Source organism: Alkalihalobacillus sp. TS-13, from assembly GCF_019720915.1.
GTDB lineage: Bacteria > Bacillota > Bacilli > Bacillales > Fictibacillaceae > Pseudalkalibacillus.
The window spans coordinates 17,615-37,859 of sequence record NZ_JAHKSI010000003.1 but is presented as its reverse complement, the minus strand read 5'-3'; the positions used below and the strand labels follow the sequence as shown (position 1 = coordinate 37,859).

Here is a 20,245-nt window from a genome sequence, read left to right as displayed (position 1 = left end):
CCTCCCTACTCTAAAACAGCTGGAACTTTAATAAGTCCGTTCTGTGTATCCGGTGTATTCTTGAGTGCTTCCTCATTCGTCAACCAAGGCTTCGCCTCGTCTTCACGGAGGACATTCTTCATATCTAGGACGTGGGTTGTCGGTTCCACATCGTCTGTATCCAATTCCTTAAGTTGCTCCGCATAACCGATGATCGCGTCAAGCTGGCTTGTGAACTTTTCCGCTTCTTCCTCAGTCACTGCGAGTCGCGCAAGCTTCGCAACGTGCTTTACTTCTTCCTTCGTAATTCGGGCCACTTCTTCCACCTCCAAAAAATCGTACCTATTGCAATATACTGATGATACCAAAAAGAACCCTCTCATATCAACAATCATGGAGTGCCACTTTTACGGACGCTCTTTTATTCCGCAAAATCATCGAATTGTTTTGGATTTGCTACGAATTAAACCGATTTTGCTCCGAAATATTTTAATTTGCATTGAATCAATTTGAGTTTGTACCGAAATATTTCGAAACTGCACCGAATTATAGATGTCGGTGCCTGGCACTACATTTCCGCGATGAGTTTGCCGAGTTTAGTGATACCTTCGGTGTTATCGCGGTCGCTGAGACCGGAGTAGCTGATGCGGATCTCTTGTGTCGGTTCATTCACAGCATAACATGCGCTCCCTGGTAGAAAGGAAATCGAATGTTCAGATGCCCGTTTCTGTAATGCGCGCATGTCAATCTCCTCAGGAAGCTTGATCCACAAATTCAACCCGCCTTTCGGTAGTTCATATCTAATCCGGTCTTTCAAGCACATTTCCAGAATATCAGCTGTCATATCTCGTCGGATTTGCAAGGCGATCCTCAATTTCTCAAGGTGGTCCTTCATCCGCTGTGTCTTCATGAACGGGAGGATCACCTTTTGATTCAAGAGCGGGCTTCCAACATCCATGGATGCCTTAGCAATATAGACCTGCTCATAAAGCCGTTTATCCGCTATGAGTGCTCCTAAGAGTATTCCCGGCGCCATCGTTTTGCTGAATCCTTTTAAAAGGATACAATGACCGGTCGTATCAAAGTACTTGATCGGTTTCGGGGGCAGTACCCCATCAAAATAGATTTCATTGAACGAATCGTCCTCAATAATGAGGAAATGATACGTTTCAGCAAGCTCCAGAAGCTCTTTGCGACGCTTTTCACTCATAGAAGCCCCAGTCGGGTTATGAAAGGTAGGATTGACGTATACGAGCTTTGGCGGGTTCTTTCGACATTGCTCCTCCAATAGATCGGTCCTCATACCGCTTAGATCAATCGGAATCGGCAGAATCGCATTTCCCCTGTTCATGAACGTGTCTAGCGCCGCACCATAACACGGGCTTTCGACCGCTACCGTATCTGTCGGCGTCAGAAACGTGTTTGCGACCACATTGATCGCCTGTTGGACCCCACTCGTTATCAGGATTTCATCCAAAGGTGGTTTATAACCAAGCTGATTGTCCAAATAGGCGGACACTTCTTTACGGAGCTCTTCATCCCCTTCCACGGGTCCATACGTCGTCAAAATCATTGGGTGCAAATCAAAGATCGCTTTCGCCTGCTCTGCAAGAAAATAACTGGGTAGAAGCCCCGGGGATACGACTGCTTTTGAAAAATCGTATTGATGTTTCGAGCGCTGCATCAGATATTGCGAACGTGTAAGGAGTGGCGAGAAACTATCCTGTTGTTCATCCCTTTGTGAGGATGGGTGGCCAGTATGACGACTTTTAACATAAGCGCCCTTTCCTTGGAGGATTTCAATATAACCTTCTTCCTCTAAGCGTTGATAGACTTTGTTGATCGTCAGATAATTCACATCCAACTCTTTTGATAACCACCGTAACGAAGGGATCTTTTCCCCAGCCGCTACCGCTCCCGTCTGGATCCGGTTTACAAGCTGATGATAGATTTGTTGATGGATTGGTGTGGCAGCCTCTTTCTTCAGGACTAGTTTCATATCCAGCCCTCCTTTTTCTATAAGTAAAGCTGAAATCGCAACGTTTTACAAGAGGAACTGTTATACGCCCTGTAAAACTGTTATACACTTACTGCTTTATACTCCTCTTAACTGAAAAGGAGGTTTTCATATGGTCTTGATCAATTACATTCTTGTCTGCGTTATATTCGGTACGACTTTTCTTTTTATAAAAGTCGGGATTGAAGCAGGTGCGACACCAATTCTTTCTGGCGGAGTCCGATTTATGATTGCTGGCCTGCTTGTTCTTGGCTTTTTTGCGATTAAAAAGCATCCTGTTGTCGAGGCGCTCATGTCCAAACAGCTTATGGTCGTCGGCTTCTGCATTACGTTCATGACCTTTTCGACCCTCTATTGGGCTGAGCAATACATTACGTCAGGATTAGCTGCTGTCCTCTCCGCGACTGGTCCGATGATGATCCTGTTGATTCAGAGGCAACGGAAGGAAGCTGAACTTGATTTTATCAAGGTGACCGGGCTGGTGATTGCACTTGTTGGTGTCGTCTGTATCTCACTACCCGGTTTGGGCGAGACACTTTCTTACCTTTGGCTGATCGGATGTATCGTAGTGTTGATCGGAGAAATCGGCTACGGATACGGATCGGTCTTTTCAAAACGCTATTTCGCGACCGAACATCGCTTCTCCCCATTTTTGATGAATGGGGTGCAAATGTTTTACGGAGGAGTTATGCTGACACTCTTTTCATTCGTAGTCGAGGAACCTAGTTTCTCTTCACTCGTTGCAAATTCAAATGCACAGATCGCCCTGCTTTACTTGATATTGGTGGGATCGATCGGGGGGCACGGACTCTATTACTGGTTGATTTCAAAAACGAATCCAATCTTCCCATCGACGTGGCTGTATGTCTCGCCATTGATAGCCATTTTCGTAGGCTACTTGTTTTTACAGGAAGCCTTGTCCCCAGTCATGATCGTGGGCGCATTCCTGATCATTTCCGGCGTGTTGCTGACCAACCGGACGACACTATTAAAATTGGTCCGGAACGGTGAAATGACCCGCTCGAACGTCTGACAGGTGCCTGGTACACTCAGAAAACCGTTACCGCACAAGGGTTTGAAAATGGTGCCAGGCACCGAACGAGAAGTCAACAGCGCCAAGGTTTCTCAATCGGTGCCTGGCACGGTCCACGTGGCCACGGTCCACGGTTCAATAAAAAAAGACTGGCTTAGGAGGTGTATACCCCTTGAGCCAGTCTTTCTTATATTTCTTTTTATTCTTCAACAGCTTCTGTAAATTCTGCTTTAATTTCTTGTTTTGGTCCTCTGCCCATCATGCTTACAATGATGATTGCAAGCGTTGCAAGGATGAATCCTGGTACGATTTCATAAAGTGCGAATGGAATGACTGCCTCTGTTTGTTCTGCTCCTTCTGGCGGAGTTGAAAGCAGCTTCCAAGCGACAACAGTTACCGCACCGACGAGGATCCCAGCCAGCGCACCGTTACGAGTCATACGTTTCCAGAATAGTGACAGGATGACGACCGGACCGAATGCGGCACCGAAGCCTGCCCATGCATAACTTACGAGATCCAACACTTTACTGTTCGCATCAGATGCGATGAATACTGCGATCAATGCGATTCCCAGTACCGCGAAACGGCCGATCCAGACCAATTCTTTTTCACCAGCATCTTTTCTTAAGATCGCTTTGTAAAAGTCTTCAGCAAGAGCACTTGAAGAAACGAGCAGCTGAGAGTCGACTGTACTCATGATTGCCGCTAGGATTGCTGCAAGCAAAATTCCAGAGACCCATGGATCAAATAAAACTTGCGTGAACAAAATGAATACTGTCTCAGTTGCTGCACCTTCAAGCGGGTTGTCTGCAAAGAATGCAATACCTGCAAGACCTGTGAAAATAGCACCAAACATGGAGATGACCATCCAACCCATTCCGATTACGCGAGCCTTCGGAATGTCTTGTGAAGATCTTACAGCCATAAAACGTGTCAGGATATGGGGTTGTCCAAAATAACCAAGTCCCCAGGCAAGGTTTGAGATGATTGCTAAGAATCCAGCAATTCCACCCATTCCTGCCATGATGTCAACAAATCCAGGATCTACGGTTCCTACTTGGTTGATCGTTTCATTCCATCCACCAAGCTTGTTGATTGCAACAATCGGAACGATGACTAAGGCTAAGAACATTAAGATCCCTTGAATGAAGTCAGTCCAACTTACTGCTAAAAATCCGCCAAGGAACGTGTAAGAGATGATAACTGCTGCTCCAATCCATAATGCAGACGTATACGTCATGTCAAAGGAAGATTGGAATAGCTTAGCTCCCCCTACAAGTCCTGAAGCAGTATAAACTGTAAAGAAGAATAGGATAACAATTGCAGAAATCACACGTAAAACTTTCGAGTTGTCACGGAAACGGTTTTCAAAGTAATCCGGAATCGTGATCGAATCGTTTGAAACCTCTGTGTATTGACGAAGTCGTTTTGCAATGAACTGCCAATTCAAATATGCACCGACCGATAGACCGATACCGATCCATGCTGCGTTCATACCACCAGCATAAACAGCACCTGGCAAGCCGAGCAAGAGCCAACCACTCATATCCGAAGCACCTGCACTAAGTGCTGCAACTCCTGGTGTGAGGCTTCTTCCTCCTAATACGTAATCTGATAAGTTACTTGTTAAGCGATAGGATATAACCCCGATCGCCAGCATTACTACTAGATAAATAATAAATGTTATTAACGTAGGCGTATCAATACCCATCTAATTAATTCTCTCCTTTCGATTCAACAAAGTACGATATGATAGATAGAATGACCACTAATGGCATAGGTACTAGTAACCAAAACCACGTTGCTGCTGATATACTGAATTCTTCCACGTGAGCACCTCCTGTCATTTCATATGCAAGTATTATGCAAAAATAATTCGTTAACACCTTACAAAATATCCCGCATTTGTTGCCACCATTAAAGACCATAACACAATATAAAAGTTAGAACATTGTGATAATTAAAATCTAAGCATTATGATGTATAATTATACGCATATCATGAAAATGTAAGCCTTTTCACCCGTATATAATAATATCTATTCATAAAAATTTATGAAGATTAATTTGAGGATATTTTTACCATTTAATGAGTTGGCAGCACGCTATACCCTCTTATCTTACCCAATTCGCCAGTGATTATTTTATAAAACTCACAATAGTAAACGGAATATTATAGGTTCCTGGTCATGTATAATAATAATAAGCGAGTTGTTTTTAAAAGTTAAGGGGGAAAAATTGTTGGACGGACTGTTTGAACCAAAACTACAAACAAAGTCTCAACATAAAAAGTTATCGAAAACGCAGCTTGCAAAACGGATCATTCTAGTTCCGCTTGGAGCATTGCTCGTTGCGATAGGCTTGGAAATCTTTTTGGTTCCTAATCAGATCATCGATGGTGGCATTGTCGGTGTTTCCATCATTCTATCACACTTGAGTGGTATTAAACTCGGGTACTTGCTTCTCATTTTGAATCTTCCATTCTTTTTCATAGGTTATAAACAAATCGGTAAAACCTTTGCCCTCACAACATTGTTCGGTGTCACTACTCTCTCCATATGCACCTTATGGTTACACCCCGTTCCTGTACTGACGGATGATCCATTACTGGCTTCTGTATTCGGGGGGATCATTTTAGGAATCGGAGTCGGCCTGGTCATCCGGTATGGCGGGTCATTGGATGGGACAGAAATCCTCGCGATCCTCTTCAATAAAGCTACACCATTCTCCTTAGGCGAAGTTGTCATGTTCTTCAACCTTTTCATTCTAGGAAGTGCAGGTTTCGTATTCGGCTGGGAACGGGCTATGTATTCCTTGATCGCATACTTCATCGCTTTTAAAATGATTGATATCACCATTGAAGGATTCGAGTCTTCCAAATCCGTATGGATCATTAGTGATCGGCATAAAGAGATTGCAGAAACGTTGAATGCCAGATTAGGAAGGGGTGTCACATATTTGAACGGTGAAGGTGCTTATACCGGAGATGCGAAGAAGGTTATTTTCTGTGTCATCACCCGTCTGGAAGAAGCGAAACTCAAAAGCATTGTAGAGGAACTCGATCCTACAGCATTTTTAGCAGTCGGTGACATCCATGACGTCAAAGGCGGTCGTTTCAGGAAAAGAAATATTCATTGACCATCTCGTTTCACAACGTTCAACAAGGCGGATTCCATAACCAGGATTCCGGACAATTAGCTTACAAAACAATGGATTATAACTAGAAAAACCCCTATCGCATGAGCGACAGGGGTTTAATCTATTTTTTATAGTCCTTCTGATGTTGTCTTCGGTTGCATGTGCTGTACGAGGTAGTCTGGTCCACCAGCTTTGGAGTCAGTTCCAGACATGTTGAATCCACCGAATGGTTGATATCCGACGATTGCTCCTGTACATCCACGGTTGAAGTATAGGTTACCAACATGGAAGTCTTCTTTCGCACGCTTGATTTTATCGCGGTCGTTTGTAAGAAGTGCTCCAGTCAGACCATACTCCGTGTTGTTCGCAATTTCAAGCATGTGGTCAAAGTCACGTGCTTTACTGAATGCAACAACTGGTCCGAAGATTTCTTCCTGCATGAGGCGCGCTTTCGGATCAAGGTCAGCGAAAATCGTAGGTTGGATGAAGAAACCTTTAGAATCATCACCTTCACCACCAGCAACGAGGCGGCCTTCTTCCTTTCCGATTTCGATATAGCTCATGATCTTGTCATAAGCACCTTTATCAATGACCGGTCCCATGTACGTGTTATGTTCAATCGGGCTACCAGTAGTAAGTTCTTTCGTAAGCTTGACAGCTCTTTCAAGAACTTCATCGTAAATGTCCTGGTGAACGACTGCACGGGAACCAGCGGAACATTTTTGCCCAGCGAATCCGAATGCAGAGAATACGATGGATTGAGCTGCTAGATCTAAGTCAGCATCACTGTCGACACAGACTGTATCTTTTCCGCCCATTTCCACGATTACGCGCTTAAGCCACTTTTGGCCGTCCTGGATTTTTGCTGCACGTTCCCAGATACGTGTACCGACATCACGGGAACCTGTGAAGCTGATGAAACGAGTTCTTGGGTGATCAACAAGATAGTCACCGACTTCAGAACCGCTTCCTGGCAAGTAGTTCAATACACCTGCAGGAGTTCCAGCTTTCAGCATGACATCCGCGAACCAAGCTGCAACAACTGGAGTCGCACTTGCTGGTTTTAAAATGACAGTGTTACCAGTGACGATCGGTGCAACTGTTGTTCCAGCCATGATCGCAAACGGGAAGTTCCATGGAGAAATCGTAATTCCAACACCTAAAGGAATGTATTTGTATTGGTTGTGTTCGATAGAACGACTTTGGATCGGTTTACCGTCTTTGATTTCAAGCATTTGACGTCCGTAATACTCCAGGAAATCAATCGCTTCAGCTGTATCAGCGTCCGCTTCCTTCCACGGCTTACCTGCTTCTTTTACCATCAAAGCAGAGAATTCATGCTTACGGCGGCGAATTTCTGCAGCTGCACGGAATAATACGTTGGCACGTTCTTCCGGATCTACCTTGCGCCAAGTTTCAAAAGCTTTGTCCGCAGATTGCATCGCCTTTTCAGCGAGCTCTTGGTTCGCTTTGGAAACACGCCCGATGACCTCTTCCTTATTCGCAGGATTGATCGATACGATCTTTTCATCCGTAGAGACATACTCTCCATTGATGATCAGGTCATAGTCTTTACCTAATAATTCGTTCTCGACTTTTTTCAAAGCCTCTTCAAAAGCTTCACGATTCTCCTTCACGGAAAAATCAGTAAATGGCTCGTGTTTGTAAGGTACTACCATAAGAATGAACCCTCCAATATCGCAATAGAGTAGTATTGAAAACGCATACAAAGGTTTTCAATTACATCCTCATTCTACACTATGAAAATTATGCTTTCAAACATCCAGCAATAGTCAGAATATTTCCATTGTAAGCTATTAATTTTTACTTGCTAAAATGATTAGAAATACAGCATCAAACCCAGTCGTCTCAAGGGTTCCGCTCAATCCCCACCCCTGTCCTATTAACCAAATATGCAAAAACAATTTTACGCGGTGCCAGGCACCGATTTGGAAGCATTGGTACCATTGACTTCGCGATCGGTGCCTGGCACACTTCTAAACCCCTTCTCTCCCAAGGGTTTACCATCAGTGCCTGGCACACTTCTAAATCCCTTCTCTCCCAAGGAATCTGCAAGTGTACCAGGCACCGTTTTTTAAAGTTCAAAAAAACAGAATGGCCGATCCACCATTCTGTTTTATCATTTTCATAGGTATTTTATAAGTTTTGCAACGTTGGAAACGTTCGTTTTCCAACGTTGTCCTCCTTCGAGAATTAAATCCTAGTAGATGTGTACGACCGAGTCTTCGTTAGATGGGTCGGATACGATCAGGCTTTCGTTCTGTTCGAGTGAGGATTTGATGTTGACCTCGACGACCTCATCCGGGTAGTATTGCTTCACCAGGTAATTCACGTATTGCGTAAATGAAATGACCTCAGCTTTCCCATTGAACTGCATCGGGATTTCAATCGTCATCTTCGAAATCCGATCGTTACGGTACAACGCTTTACCGACGACCCCGATATAGTTCGGGAAGTACTCTTTGATTTTCTCTTCAAATTGGATGAACGTGTTATAGTCCTCGCGATGATCTTCTTCCGCATCGCTAGAAGGGAAAAAGTAATACTTCTCATTGACGTTTTCCCAATTCGCTTTCGTCTGTCCGCCTTTCACAACCGTTTTCGCAAAATAGTTGCCAGGCACGACCGCACCGTGCTTTTCTTCGTGGAAAAGTCCCACCGTAATCGGTACATCCTTAAGCTCCGGATGCTGCCGCAAACGATTGATCACTTCCTGACCGGTTTTCTGTGCGAATTGCTTCACTTCAGCACCATCAAGCTTTTTTTCATCACGGTGAAGCCGTCCCTGGTCATCCTGAACGGTAAAATAATATGTCGAGTGGAAGGACAATGCGATTGAAATACCCGCAAGTTTAACAGAATCCTTCCCACTGTCCTGCAAATAGTCCTGCTCCAAGATATAAGAGAGGATTTTCGGATTCTGCTTCAGCATTTCCTTCCTCTCGTCTACAGAGGCATTCTGGTAGGCTTTCTCATTAATCTCTGGATTCAAGCCCTTTTGGATGAATTTATCACCGGATTCCCCTGACTCTTCTGAAGTGCGCTTCAACCAGTTCCGGATGGTCGCCTTCGACAAGTATTGGCCATTCTGAAAATAATAATCATCAATCGAGAACGTCTCTTTTGAAATTCTCATCAACCCTGTTTCCAATTCATCGACATCGATCCGATTATCGACACCGTATGAAATTTCTCCCCGCGCCGCTCCTGGCTCATAATTTTTCAACGACTTGTAATACTTGTCATCCGTCGTGTTGATATTATGCAGAGGAATCGCCTGTTCATTGTCATTGGCTTCATCTTCCACGACTTCATCACGTTTCAAATTATCAAAGGGCATACATCCGGACAAAAGGATCAGTGAGGCACTGAGTATCACGAATAGCTTTTTAAACATCCCCTAAACTGCACACTCCTTAATCATTCAGCTGGCCGACAAAAGTGTCTTCATTCCAGACTTCGATACCGAGCTTCTCCGCTTTTGTAAGCTTCGAGCCTGCATCTTCACCGGCAATGATCAGGTCGGTGTTCTTGCTCACGCTTCCTGTCACCTTACCACCAAGCTTTTCAATTTCTGCTTTCGCTTCATTCCGAGAGAGTTGCAGCAATTTGCCCGTCAACACGATCGTCTTGCCGCTGAACGGAGAATCGATGTTTTCGGTTTCGCTTCGCTTCAACCCTTTATATTCCATGTTCACGCCTACTTCACGCAAGTGATCCAATAATTGCGTTACTTCAGGTTTTTCAAAATACACTACAACAGAATCAGCAATGATTTCGCCGAACTCATGAATCGACGTGATATCCTCTCGCGTAGCCTTCTGCAGGTTTTCCATCTTTTCAAAGTACTCCGCCAATGTCCTGGCTGCTTTTGCACCGACATTACGGATTCCTAGACCAAACAACAACTTCTCAAGAGAATTGTCCTTCGATGCTTCAATCGCTTTTAAAAGATTATCAACAGACTTCTCGCCCATCCGTTCAAGCTGCAGCAGCTCTTCCCGCTTCAGCTCATATAAATCAGCGACATCTTTGATCAGATTTTCATTGAACAGCTGGGTGATGACCTTTTCGCCCAGGCCGTCGATATTCATTGCGTTCCGTGAAACGAAGTGAATCAACCCTTCACGGATCTGCGCCGGACATTTCGGATTGATACAGCGCAATGCGACTTCATCCTCAATCCGGACAAGCTCGCTTTCACATTCCGGGCAATGTGTCGGCATGTGGAAATCCTGCTCCTCACCCGTACGCTTCTCTTCAATCACGTTCACGACTTCAGGAATGATATCTCCCGCTTTTTTTACAATGACATAGTCCCCGATCTTGATGTCCTTTTCCCGGATAAGATCTTCATTATGGAGGGAGGCACGTTTTACCGTCGTACCTGCCACCTGGACCGGTTCCAAAATCGCAGTCGGCGTCACAACACCTGTCCGCCCGACCGTCAGCTCGATGTCCTCGAGCCTTGTCACGACCTCTTCTGCAGGGAACTTGTATGCGACCGCCCAGCGCGGACTTTTTACCGTCGTACCAAGCTCATCCTGCTGGTCAAGAGAATCGACCTTGATGACGATCCCATCGATTTCATAGTTCAAATCAGGGCGTCTCTCCACCCAGCCATTCACGTATTCAATAACTTCATCAATTGTTTCGCAACGTTTCCATTCCGGATTCGTCTTGAATCCAAGCTCCTCGAGGTAATCAAGACTTTCGCTGTGTGACTCCACATTCCGGCCTTCATAATTACCTGCACCATAAACAAAAATATCGAGGTTACGGCGTGATGCAATCTTCGGATCGAGCTGCCGTAACGAACCAGCCGCTGCGTTTCGCGGGTTCGCGAACACTTCGACGCCCTCCTTCTCACGGGCTTCGTTCAATCTTTCAAAAGAGGCTTTCGGCATGAAGGCCTCACCACGTACTTCGAGTGTTGCGTCTTCCTTCAAACGAAGTGGAATGGAACGAATTGTCTTTAAATTATTCGTGATGTCTTCTCCTATTGTACCGTCGCCCCGGGTTGCCCCGCGGACAAAACGACCGTTTTCATAGAGAAGCGAAACCGCGAGACCATCAATTTTAAGCTCACATACGTATTGGACTTTCCCGCCGACACCATCACGGACCCGGCGATCAAAATCCCTGAGATCCTGCTCATTGAACGCGTTGCCAAGGCTCAGCATCGGTGACTGGTGCTCAACTTTACGGAACGCATCCAACGGTTCTCCGCCGACACGCTGAGTAGGTGAATGCTCGGTGCGGAACTGCGGGAATTCCTGTTCAAGCTTGATCAGCTCGTGAAGCTTCTGGTCATACTCTGCGTCTGGTACGGATGGTTTATCAAGAACGTGATATTCATAATTATATTGATTGAGTAAATTGCTTAATTCTTCGATTTTGGCCTTCGCTTGTTCCTCAGTCATCACTTTACCTCTTTTCTTGATCAGGTTCTATGCTTTTTCGATCGGTGCGAACTTCGCCAGCAAACGCTTGATGCCAGTCGGCTGCGGGAATGCGATATCGAGCTCGAGCGAATCACCTTCACCTTTCGTGCTGACGACCGTTCCGACACCCCATTTGCCATGCTTCGCTTTATCGCCGACACCCCAATCAAGCGATGCACCGCTTTTACGAGCAGGAGCCGTCCGATGTGACCGGCGTGGTGCGCCAGCAGTCGGCATCTGATTAGACGTTTTCTGCCACGGCAACGTTTCTTGCTCTTCATTCAACGATTCCACAATCTCATCCGGAATCTCGTTTATAAAACGGGAAGGTGCGTTCATCGTCGTTTTCCCATATAGAGTACGCATTTTTGCATTCGTTAAAAACAGCTCTTCTTCCGCACGGGTAATCCCGACATACGCAAGACGGCGTTCCTCTTCCATCTCTTCATCATCGAAAAGGGAACGGCTATGTGGGAAGATCCCTTCTTCAAGTCCCATCAAAAAGACGACAGGAAATTCAAGACCCTTTGCGGAGTGGAGCGTCATAAGCACGACGCCATCCTTCTTCTTGTCCTCTTCATCATCGTCCATCTTGTCGATATCAGCGATCAGGGCAAGATCTGTCAAGAAGGCAATCAAGCTTTTATCTTCATTCTGCTTTTCGAACTCCTGAGTGACGGACAGGAATTCATCAAGGTTTTCAAGCCGGCTCTGCGACTCGATCGTATGCTCTTTTTTCAAAGCATCCTTATAACCAGTCTTCTCCAGAACTTCTTCCGTCAATTCAGTGACCGAAAGATATTCCTGCATTTTCGACCAGTTCATCACTTGATCGCGGAATTCAGTGAGCGCGTTCACGAACCGAGCGCTTAAGCCCATCAGCTCGACCTCACCGAGCGCATCCATGATGGAAAGGTCATGCATCGCGGCATGCTGGACGATTTTATCGAGGGTTGAAGCCCCGATCCCGCGTCTCGGCACATTGATGATCCGGCTCAGGCTGATGTCGTCATCCGGGTTCGCAATCAGGCGCAAATACGCAAGGATATCCTTGATTTCCTTACGATCGTAGAACTTCGTACCGCCGACGATCGTGTAGGAAATGTTCGATTTGACGAGCGCTTCCTCTATGACACGCGATTGCGCATTCGTCCGGTAAAGGATTGCGATATCCGACGGTTTCCGCTCCCCTTGCAGCATTTCCTTGATTTTTCCGACGATAAAATAGCTTTCCGTATGCTCACTGTCGGCTTGGTAATAACTGATGTTCTGGCCATCCGTATTGTCTGTCCAAAGATTCTTCGGCTTACGTCCTGTGTTGTTCTGGATCACTTCGTTCGCCGCCTGGAGAATTCGTTTTGTCGAGCGATAGTTCTGCTCAAGCAAGATCACTTCAGCATCCGCGTAGTCCTGCTCGAACGAGAGGATGTTTGCAATGTCCGCTCCACGCCAGCGATAGATCGATTGATCCGAGTCCCCGACAACACAAAGGTTCCGATACCGTTCAGCCAAAAGGTTCACGAGCACATATTGCGCGCGGTTCGTATCCTGGTACTCGTCCACGTGTATGTACTGGAACTTGCGCTGATAATGCTCGAGAACTTCTGGCACACGCTGAAAAAGCTTGATCGTCGACATGATCAAGTCATCGAAGTCGAGTGCATGATTTTTACGAAGCTGTTTTTCGTACACTTCGTAAACATCTGCCGCAACCTCTTCGTACATTCCCTGGGCTGTCTTCTGAAAATCAGCCGCGGTCTTCAGCTCGTTTTTCGCCGAACTGATCGTTCCGAGGATTCCTCTCGCATCGAACTTTTTCGTATCAAGGTTCAGGTCTTTGAGCGCCTGTTTGATGACAGACAGCTGGTCCGTCGCATCGAGAATCGTAAAGTTGCGATTGATCCCAATCCGGTCGGAATCCCTTCTTAAAATCCGTACGCACATCGAGTGGAACGTTGAGATCCAGATGCTTTCCGCAGCCGGTCCGGTAATTGCCGCAACCCTCGATTGCATTTCTCTTGCTGCTTTATTTGTAAACGTGATCGCAAGGATATTCCACGGGGCAACACCTTTTTCAACTAACAAATATGCGATCCGATGGGTCAAAACCCGCGTCTTTCCACTTCCTGCTCCTGCCATGATCAAGAGAGGACCTTCTGTATGCTTGACCGCTTTCTTCTGTTCAGGATTCAGCCCAGAGAGCAGCCGTTCAACAATTTGTTGCACATTTTCCACCACCTATACAAACGTATGTTCCTATCTATTATTTTAATCGAAGCAAGCTGAAAACACAATTCATCCTTTAACGACTTTCACCGTTTTGATCGCTGCTTCCATATCTTCATAAATGATGTTTCCAACGACTATTGTATCAGCAAATTGCGCCATCTCTCTAGCCTGTTCCACATTTTTGATACCGCCGCCGTAATAGAAACGTGTCTTGTCGAGGATCGTGCTCACATCTTTCACTGTTTCCACATCGCCATACGTACCGCTGTATTCCAGGTAAAAGATCGGCAGCTGGAACATATTCTCAGCAATCCTTGCGTATGCGAGGATGTCCTCTTCGCTCAAGTCTGTGTCGGCCTCTGAAACTTGCGCCGCCTTCGATTCACCGTTAACGATGCAATAGCCTTCTGTCACAAGCTCGTTCCAATTGATGAGCTCGCCGTATTCCTTGATCGCATCCCGGTGCAGACCGACGATCCAATCCGGATTCTTGCTGTTGAGCACACTCGGCACAAAATAAAAATCAAATCCCGGCGTGATAGATTCGATGTTCGAAACCTCAAGCACACAAGGTACGGTGTATTTGCGGATCCGAGATAGAAGGTCGATCGTATTTTCCAGGGTCATTCCGTCACTCCCGCCGACGATCACCGCATCTGTCCCTGATTCACAGATCTGATCCAGGGCTTCAGGGGTGATTTCCTTGTCCGGATCCAGCTTGAAGACGTGCTTCCATTCTTTATATTCAAACATAAGGCTGTCCTCCTAAGTAAACACTTCCTCTAAGGATTATAACAGAAAAGGGTACCGGTAAAAACTGAGGTGTGGAGGATGTTCGTGAATGTGCGGCAAATTTTGTGGATTCGTGTCGTTTGGCTGATAGATGGCTCATTTGGGCCGTATCGAGCCTCTTTTTGGCCGTAAAACGCTCATTTCGGACCACAGCATCCTCCCAGATCACTCTCCCAATAAGGAAGGGCTGACTCGCTAAAGTCAGCCCCTTTTCATCTATTCAGATTTGGTGTGAACGCGGTCAAGCGCCATTTCATAGGTGTCGTTTCCGTAATTGAGACAGCGCTTTACACGTGAGATCGTCGCTGTACTTGCACCCGTTTCTTTTTCGATTTTATGATACGTATATCCTTCACGCAGCATACGCGCCACTTCCAGCCGCTGTGCCAAAGACTGGATTTCATTAATTGTCGCTAAATCGTCGAAGAACCGATAGCACTCTTCCCGGTCTTCCAGCGTTAGAATCGCATCGAAAAGCTGATCCAATGTTTTTCCTCTTAGTTTATCAATTTGCATCCCTTAATCACTCCTCCAAAACTATTCCCAGCTTACGTTTGGATCAAGGTCTGACGAAGGCACCAGATTCACCCATGTCTTGCCTGGTACGAACGGAACCTCTGCTCCATCTTTTACTGGAATGATTCGTCCATTTTCATTCTTCCAATTTATCTCTTGTGACTTCCCTTGTTGGAATAGAATTGCGTCACCGCCACTTTCAAGATTGATGTTACGGCGACCTGCACTGTCAATGACCTGGTGGTTGGCACCGACGACCAGCACATTTTCAAGCTCAATCGGTATTTCCGTTTCCCTGTCGACAGTCTGCTCATTGTTTACATATCTCAAGTATGTGCCCTTTTCCGATTGGTAACGGTATTTCACTTTATAATGATCACCGTATGAAACAGTCACTGTGCTTGCGGGATCCCCTTCAATTGCCGTCACTTCATCTTCCTTTAAAAATGAAAACGCTGGAATCTCCTGCTTCAATTCGAACTTCTTTTTCTTAGATTCCTTCATGATATTTTCGTAGGTGATATATGAATTATGCGGCGCTTTCCGGAAATTCGCACGCTTGAATAATGTTCCATCGTAATACAAGCCATTCAGCGAGTCAATGTTCCCCGAAGTCAGCATTGCTTGCGCCGATGGACTCCAGCCGTGGAAAACATAGATCGCATCGAATCCGTTACTGAGTCTCACGTAGTAATCACGCGCACTTCTAACCGGTCCGATGGCGTCAGGCTCCTCACTCTGGAAAACGGCAAGCAATCTTGTGATTTTCCCTTCCGCCAAAACTTCATAGACAATGTCGGCTTTATGCAAACCGGACTGCGGTCTCGCCTCAGGTGCATTGTTGACCATGACCGCTACCGCTCTTGATGCCAACGCCTCGTCTGTCCCTTTACCTGTCAGCGGAAACGTATACGCAAACCTCGGATTGTCATCAACTTCCTTCTTCTCGATGCCTGTGTCTTTAGAAGCCGCGTCATCACTTGGCTTTGCCGTTTCCTTCGAACTACACGCCGAAAGCATAAGGATCAATGCTACGATACACGCAACAAACAACCTTTTCTTATTCATTTGGTAAAACTCCCCCTAGTTTTTTCCCTGATTCTCTCTCAGAACAACCCTTGACCGATACCCTATTAAAAGTCCTCTAAGACTACAGTGATGAATTATAAAAAAACCTTTTAAACAGTTGAGGAATTAGAAACAACACCGGCTAAATACGTCACGTCCTGTGACAACGCCGGTCCTAGTACATCCTGTACGTCGGAGGACCGCAAAAAACAAGTAACGATCACTGCCTAAAAGCGTCACGTCCTATGACAACGGCAGTACTAGCACGTCCTATGCGTCGAATATTCGCCGTTAATAATTTCTCAACTAACTACAGTTTAACGCATTACAACAGGAAAGGACAGCACCTCATTTTTCAAGACATCAACAATGCCGCTTGGCGTGATGCGAATATAAGGCAAATGAGTCGATGAAAAAAATAACAAACTGTAAATCGGATCCACAAAAATATAGCCCCGGTCCTTCAGTTCTTTAACAAGTTGATTCTGCTGGTCCATGACCGTTTCCATCGGCTCTGTGGAGCATCCGCCATTCAGCGCGAGCGGGATTTCACATATGACCTCACCTTTCTCGACAAGAACGATCCCGCCGCCGATTTCCTTCAATCGTTCGAAAGCCGTCACCATATCTTTTTTGCTTTTTCCTATCAATAATATGTCGGCGCTATTCGAATATGAGCTGACAAACCCTGACACGCCTGAAGCGAAACCTTTCAGCATCGCATTGACACGCCACTTTCCGTTCCGATCGACCAACGCAAAAAAGCTTTCATAATGATCTTGGTCAAGTTCTTCAACTGTAAAATCGAGTTCAGTTTTATAAGGCTTCGTAATCACCGCGTTCACCATATCAATCCCTGCAGGTGAGACGACGTCGAGGTCCTCTGCCTTTAACGACCAATCAAGATCGTATGGCTTGATATCGTAATCCGACCAGTTGAAGGCTGCTTCCGGTTCCTCTGTAATCCACTTTCCTTTTGATAAAACTGTCTCTGGCGTCGGCTCTTTTGGATCTTTTAAAATGTTCAGATTCGCGACCCTGCCAGGCGCGATCATTCCGTACTGATGATCGATCCCGTAATGGCGCGCAATATTATAGGAGACCATCGCATACGCATCTTCTAACGGTACTCCTTTTTCAAGAGCGATCCGGAGCACTTCATCAGTCACTCCATCACGATGGAAATTCGGTGTTGAGCCATCCGTCGTCATCAACACGCGGTCGAAATTCTCGACACCAAGCGCAAGCATCTCTTCTAAAATGTCTGGTAAGTCTGGACGGATCGACGAATAGCGGAGCGAAGTCGTATAGCCGAGTGACATGCGGAGAACCGCTTCTTCTCCAGTCATCGCTTCATGGTCACAATCCGCACCGAGTACCGCCAGCTTTGCTAAAGTCCGCTCAGACGCACCAGGCAGATGGCTTTCGATTTTCAACCCTCGCCTTTTCGTCTCCTGCATCCAATGGAGCGTCTTATCATCGCCTTTCAGCACCTGCGGCCAGTTCGTCAATTCACCACCTTGCAAGGTATAGGGATGATCCAAGAACTGATCGAACATCTCCTCAGAAAAAATCTCATCCTCATTCTGCAGCTTTGTCTGCGAATCATAACGGCACCACCAGAAAAACGTGTAGGGCAGTTCATTGATATCCGTCATGAACGTAAGCGCTTTCTTTTTTTCTAATGGCAAAAGCATCAGGTTGTCGCAAATGAACGTTGTCGTCCCCCGTTTTGCTGAATAAGAAGCAAAGGTCTGGGGATTATAAAGTTGAAATGGGTGGACATGAGGCTCGATATAACCTGGAACGATATATCGGTTTTCACAATCGATAATCTCGCATCCGGTTTTGTTTTGCGGCATTTTCCCACCAACATAGACGATCCGATCCTCATAAATCCATATGTTTGTCGTGATCCATTTTTTCAAAACGTTGTTCAAGTATGTAGCATTTTCTAAGACAAGCGTGGGCGGCTGTTCGCCCTGAATGACTTGGATATGGGTCCGGAGCTGCTGCTTCGACCAATTCACTAAATGCTGTGACATTTCATCACCTCGGTGTATGTATGGTTTCTATTTGTTAGAATCTTCTGTACACCATGATACCATAACCCGGAAATTCGCTACAGTATAACGAATTAAAGCTGTAGCTCGCCAAAATCTGAAATGCCGAGGAACCTGACTAAAAGGAGGAGAACAATATGAAACAGAACATAGGTACAGTGAATGCATTGATCCGAATTACAGTCGGTTTGACGATGGTCGCTTATGCGGCAGCAAGAATGGGTCGTAAACCGCACCGCCAAAGTCATCTACTCACGATGATGCTTGGGGCGATGAAGGTTGGCGAAGGGATTACAAGATATTGCCCTATGACTGATCTTTACGAAAACGGGCAAAAGCTGAGGAACATGGACCTCGCCTCCATGACAAAAGAGGGCTCTCCGATCAATCCTTCTTGATTAGTGAAGCAATCCTTCTTGAGTGGTGAAGGTGTAAAAAGTAACCTTTGGCCGGAATCGGGCTGAAGGTGGCAGGATTATGCCTCGAACCCGCCGGATTACCGCGCGACACCTTTTAACAAAAAATGAAAAAGCTCCCGGATTGGGAGCTTTTCTTATAAAAAGAGGTGATTTTACATGAAGTATGTCGATGTACTGATGGAATACATGACAGATATGCTGTTTGTGCTTGCGATGATCGTCGGAAGCATCATCGCGTTGACGTTTTTCATTTTCCGGAGGAGACAGCCTTGATCGCTTTTGAACCGATGTCTTTTCGGTAAAAACTTTCAGCACACTCCAGCTTCGCCATTTCACGATAAACAGAAGTTTGCGCACTTTCCAGATTCTCAGATTTAGCAGCAAGCAGCAGAATTCGCCCGCCGTCTGTCACTAACTGTCCACCGTCCCCTTTTACACCTGCAAAGAACGTGAGGGTATCCGCAGAAACAGTCTCCAGTCCATTGATCGCGACACCTTTTTCATAGGATCCCGGATAACCGCCTGATGCCAGCACAACTCCGACATATTCATCAGTGGACCATTCAAGCGAGACATCTTCTCCATTCAACAAGCCTGTCATAACCTCAAACAGATCACTTTCGAGGCGTGGAAGTACGACCTGTGTTTCCGGATCGCCGAATCGAGCGTTGAACTCGATCACTTTCGGTCCTCGGTCTGTCAACATCAGCCCCGCATACAAGATTCCCGTAAACGACGCATCCTCTTTTACAAGCGCGTCAGCCATTGGCTGCAGAATCTCCCCAACCGCGACTTCCACCACTTTATCGGAAATATGCGGCACAGGGGAGTATGCGCCCATTCCCCCAGTGTTCGGTCCGAGATCCCCGTCAAATGCCCGTTTGTGGTCCTGCGAAATCACCATTGGCAGCACCTTCTTCCCATTGACGAACGCCATCAACGAGAATTCTTCACCCTCTAAAAATTCCTCAATGACGACTTTACTGCTCGCCTCACCGAATTTCGTCTCAACCATCATGCTGTGGAGCGCTTCTTCCGCTTCTGCTATCGTCATCGCGACGACAACACCTTTCCCAGCCGCAAGACCATCAGCTTTTATCACGATCGGCGCCCCTTTTTCTGCTAAGTACGTCTTCGCTTGCTCATAATCAGTGAAAGAAGCTGAGAAAGCGGTCGGAATTGCATATTTCTCCATCAATTCGTTCGCATACGTCTTGCTGCCTTCGATCAATGCAGCTGCCCGTGTCGGTCCGAAAACCGCGAGATCTTCCGCTTCAAAACGATCCACAAGTCCATCAAGCAAAGGCTGCTCAGGACCCACAACAGTCAAATCAACGCCATTTTCCTTCGCAAACTGGACCAATCCGTCTTGATCCGATTCAGCAATATCGACACACTCCGCAACATCAGTCATCCCGACGTTACCAGGTGCGACAAACACCTGCGTCACACGCTCTGACTGTGCCATTTTCCACGCAATCGCATGCTCTCTTCCACCTTTACCAACGATCAGAACGTTCATCTAAT

16 protein-coding genes are annotated in these 20,245 nt (G+C 46.1%); 4 read left to right on the top strand and 12 right to left on the bottom strand.

Going from position 1 to position 20,245, the window contains the following annotated elements:
* Positions 1–5 precede the first annotated feature (5 nt).
* Complete coding sequence (gatC, locus tag KOL94_RS19270) at positions 6–296, bottom strand: Asp-tRNA(Asn)/Glu-tRNA(Gln) amidotransferase subunit GatC (RefSeq protein ID WP_221568304.1); 291 nt, start codon at positions 294–296, stop codon at positions 6–8.
* Between the two features lie 251 nt (positions 297–547).
* Entirely contained in the window at positions 548–1,978 is a 1,431-nt protein-coding gene (gene pdxR / locus KOL94_RS19265; RefSeq protein ID WP_221568302.1) for a MocR-like pyridoxine biosynthesis transcription factor PdxR, read from the bottom strand.
* Positions 1,979–2,108: 130 nt separating this feature from the next.
* Here pdxR and KOL94_RS19260 point away from each other — a divergent pair, with 130 nt between their 5' ends.
* Positions 2,109–3,029: a DMT family transporter gene (locus tag KOL94_RS19260; RefSeq protein ID WP_221568301.1), complete on the top strand. Its 921-nt coding sequence runs from the start codon at positions 2,109–2,111 to the stop codon at positions 3,027–3,029.
* Between the two features lie 199 nt (positions 3,030–3,228).
* Here KOL94_RS19260 and putP read toward each other — a convergent pair whose 3' ends face one another.
* Positions 3,229–4,740 (bottom strand): sodium/proline symporter PutP, encoded by a 1,512-nt coding sequence (gene putP, locus KOL94_RS19255; protein ID WP_260412542.1) that lies wholly within the window; start codon positions 4,738–4,740, stop codon positions 3,229–3,231.
* Between the two features lie 538 nt (positions 4,741–5,278).
* Between putP and KOL94_RS19250 the strand changes: the two genes are divergently transcribed.
* Complete coding sequence (locus KOL94_RS19250) at positions 5,279–6,166, top strand: YitT family protein (protein WP_221568586.1); 888 nt, start codon at positions 5,279–5,281, stop codon at positions 6,164–6,166.
* Between the two features lie 128 nt (positions 6,167–6,294).
* On the opposite strand, the gene pruA is transcribed toward KOL94_RS19250, so the two are convergent.
* The 8 genes from pruA to KOL94_RS19210 form a co-directional block, all read right to left on the bottom strand.
* Complete coding sequence (gene pruA / locus KOL94_RS19245) at positions 6,295–7,845, bottom strand: L-glutamate gamma-semialdehyde dehydrogenase (protein WP_221568300.1); 1,551 nt, start codon at positions 7,843–7,845, stop codon at positions 6,295–6,297.
* Between the two features lie 542 nt (positions 7,846–8,387).
* Positions 8,388–9,584 carry a CamS family sex pheromone protein gene (locus KOL94_RS19240; RefSeq protein WP_221568299.1) on the bottom strand — a complete coding sequence of 399 codons (1,197 nt, stop codon included), beginning with the start codon at positions 9,582–9,584 and terminating at the stop codon, positions 8,388–8,390.
* 19 nt (positions 9,585–9,603) lie between these two features.
* Positions 9,604–11,610 (bottom strand): NAD-dependent DNA ligase LigA, encoded by a 2,007-nt coding sequence (gene ligA, locus KOL94_RS19235; RefSeq protein WP_221568297.1) that lies wholly within the window; start codon positions 11,608–11,610, stop codon positions 9,604–9,606.
* Between the two features lie 27 nt (positions 11,611–11,637).
* A complete protein-coding gene (gene pcrA / locus KOL94_RS19230) occupies positions 11,638–13,857 on the bottom strand; it encodes a DNA helicase PcrA (protein WP_221568296.1) in 2,220 nt (739 codons plus the stop codon).
* 69 nt (positions 13,858–13,926) lie between these two features.
* Complete coding sequence (gene pcrB / locus KOL94_RS19225) at positions 13,927–14,613, bottom strand: heptaprenylglyceryl phosphate synthase (RefSeq protein WP_221568295.1); 687 nt, start codon at positions 14,611–14,613, stop codon at positions 13,927–13,929.
* Between the two features lie 255 nt (positions 14,614–14,868).
* Positions 14,869–15,168, bottom strand: coding sequence for a YerC/YecD family TrpR-related protein (locus KOL94_RS19220; protein ID WP_221568294.1), 300 nt, complete (start codon positions 15,166–15,168; stop codon positions 14,869–14,871).
* Between the two features lie 21 nt (positions 15,169–15,189).
* Positions 15,190–16,236 (bottom strand): DUF3048 domain-containing protein, encoded by a 1,047-nt coding sequence (locus KOL94_RS19215; RefSeq protein ID WP_221568293.1) that lies wholly within the window; start codon positions 16,234–16,236, stop codon positions 15,190–15,192.
* A 317-nt stretch (positions 16,237–16,553) separates the two neighbouring features.
* Complete coding sequence (locus KOL94_RS19210) at positions 16,554–18,281, bottom strand: adenine deaminase C-terminal domain-containing protein (protein ID WP_221568292.1); 1,728 nt, start codon at positions 18,279–18,281, stop codon at positions 16,554–16,556.
* 155 nt (positions 18,282–18,436) lie between these two features.
* Here KOL94_RS19210 and KOL94_RS19205 point away from each other — a divergent pair, with 155 nt between their 5' ends.
* Positions 18,437–18,697, top strand: coding sequence for a YgaP family membrane protein (locus KOL94_RS19205; RefSeq protein WP_221568291.1), 261 nt, complete (start codon positions 18,437–18,439; stop codon positions 18,695–18,697).
* A gap of 177 nt (positions 18,698–18,874) precedes the next feature.
* Complete coding sequence (locus tag KOL94_RS25820) at positions 18,875–18,991, top strand: EYxxD motif small membrane protein (RefSeq protein ID WP_369010068.1); 117 nt, start codon at positions 18,875–18,877, stop codon at positions 18,989–18,991.
* Here the strand turns inward: KOL94_RS25820 and purD are convergent.
* The gene (gene purD / locus KOL94_RS19200) at positions 18,966–20,240 is read right to left on the bottom strand and encodes a phosphoribosylamine--glycine ligase (RefSeq protein ID WP_221568290.1); all 1,275 of its coding nucleotides are present in this window, start codon (positions 20,238–20,240) and stop codon (positions 18,966–18,968) included. The two genes, KOL94_RS25820 and purD, sit on opposite strands and share 26 nt — an antisense overlap.
* Positions 20,241–20,245: the final 5 nt, after the last annotated feature.

Coding starts and splice junctions, on each gene's coding strand:
- pcrB (WP_221568295.1), bottom strand. CDS start 14,613: ATGTTTGAATATAAAGAATGGAAGCACGTCTTCAAGCTGGATCCGGAC.
- ligA (WP_221568297.1), bottom strand. CDS start 11,610: ATGACTGAGGAACAAGCGAAGGCCAAAATCGAAGAATTAAGCAATTTA.
- pruA (WP_221568300.1), bottom strand. CDS start 7,845: ATGGTAGTACCTTACAAACACGAGCCATTTACTGATTTTTCCGTGAAG.
- pdxR (WP_221568302.1), bottom strand. CDS start 1,978: ATGAAACTAGTCCTGAAGAAAGAGGCTGCCACACCAATCCATCAACAA.
- purD (WP_221568290.1), bottom strand. CDS start 20,240: ATGAACGTTCTGATCGTTGGTAAAGGTGGAAGAGAGCATGCGATTGCG.
- KOL94_RS19210 (WP_221568292.1), bottom strand. CDS start 18,281: ATGTCACAGCATTTAGTGAATTGGTCGAAGCAGCAGCTCCGGACCCAT.
- KOL94_RS19220 (WP_221568294.1), bottom strand. CDS start 15,168: ATGCAAATTGATAAACTAAGAGGAAAAACATTGGATCAGCTTTTCGAT.
- KOL94_RS19215 (WP_221568293.1), bottom strand. CDS start 16,236: ATGAATAAGAAAAGGTTGTTTGTTGCGTGTATCGTAGCATTGATCCTT.
- KOL94_RS19205 (WP_221568291.1), top strand. CDS start 18,437: ATGAAACAGAACATAGGTACAGTGAATGCATTGATCCGAATTACAGTC.
- KOL94_RS19260 (WP_221568301.1), top strand. CDS start 2,109: ATGGTCTTGATCAATTACATTCTTGTCTGCGTTATATTCGGTACGACT.
- putP (WP_260412542.1), bottom strand. CDS start 4,740: ATGGGTATTGATACGCCTACGTTAATAACATTTATTATTTATCTAGTA.
- KOL94_RS19240 (WP_221568299.1), bottom strand. CDS start 9,584: ATGTTTAAAAAGCTATTCGTGATACTCAGTGCCTCACTGATCCTTTTG.
- KOL94_RS25820 (WP_369010068.1), top strand. CDS start 18,875: ATGAAGTATGTCGATGTACTGATGGAATACATGACAGATATGCTGTTT.